The organism is Pseudoalteromonas sp. S4492 (genome assembly GCF_005886115.1).
GTDB lineage: Bacteria > Pseudomonadota > Gammaproteobacteria > Enterobacterales > Alteromonadaceae > Pseudoalteromonas > Pseudoalteromonas gelatinilytica.
In genome coordinates this window covers 1-1,084 of record NZ_PNCP01000186.1, presented here as the reverse complement: position 1 = coordinate 1,084, position 1,084 = coordinate 1, and the positions used below count along the sequence as shown (strand labels likewise).

Below are 1,084 nucleotides of genomic sequence, written 5' to 3'. Positions count from 1 at the left end.
TACCTTCTGCTTGAACTTGTGCAGGGTCTTCGAATGCCAGCGGATGTGCTTTCCCGGAAAGGTAAATCCGAGGAACTGACTGTCGCTGGTTTTCACCACTTGGCTTTTGGTGCTATTGACGATGAGCTTTAATCGACGCTCCAGATACCGACTGATACTACGCAGTACCCGTTCCCCCGCTCTTGGGCTTTTCACTAAAATAGTGAAGTCGTCCGCATAGCGGGCAAAACGGTGGCCACGCTTCTCCAGTTCTTTATCCAGTGGATCGAGCATGACGTTCGCCATCAGCGGCGAAAGTGGACCGCCTTGGGGGACACCTTCCCGACTCTCTACAAGACAGTGGTTTTCCATCACACCCGCTCGCAGATAACGGCCGATGAGCTGCATGAGTCGTCTGTCTTTAACCTTGCGCCCAAGGAGTGTCATCAGCAAATCATGATTGACCCTGTCAAAGAATGTTGAGAGGTCTATATCAACAGCCGTACGGTATCCATCACCGATAATGCCTTGCACTTGCTTAACGGCCTGTTGCCCGTTGCGACCGGGACGGAATCCGAAACTGTTGTTCGAGAATCCGGGGTCGAATAAAGGCGTCAGAACCTGTGCAATCGCTTGTTGGATTACGCGATCCTTTACGGTGGGAATACCCAGTGGGCGTTTCCCTCCATTAGGTTTATCGATCTCCACACGGCGCACCGGTGCAGGTGTGTAGTGTCCGTTCTTCAGAGCGTTGGCCGTATGCTTCCAGTGACCTTGGCGTACCCATTCAGGAAATTCGTCAATAGTCATACCGTCTACTCCGGCTGCGCCCTTGTTGGCACGAACTTGTTTCCATGCACTCTGAAGGTTTTCAGGGTGCATCATGCGGTCGAATAAATTGTCGCCAAAGGCTGGCTGCTTATCATTACGCTGGGGTACGTCATTACCGGGCAGTATTCGTTTATGCAGGTTTGACAAGGCTCCTCCTTTATTCTCGATGTTCTGGCCTTCACCCTGTCCCGGCCATTACACCGGGCGTTTGGCTACTATGCCGTCTGCTGACTTCTGCCTGATCACCGGTCAGAATTGCTTCTGTCAGCGCTAT

General features: G+C 52.3%; 1 protein-coding gene. It reads right to left on the bottom strand.

What is annotated here, in order from left to right; genetic code table 11:
- A partial coding sequence (ltrA, locus tag CWC28_RS21325) for a group II intron reverse transcriptase/maturase (protein WP_249324993.1) occupies positions 1-957 on the bottom strand: 957 nt, incomplete at its 3' end.
- Positions 958-1,084 lie beyond the last annotated feature (127 nt).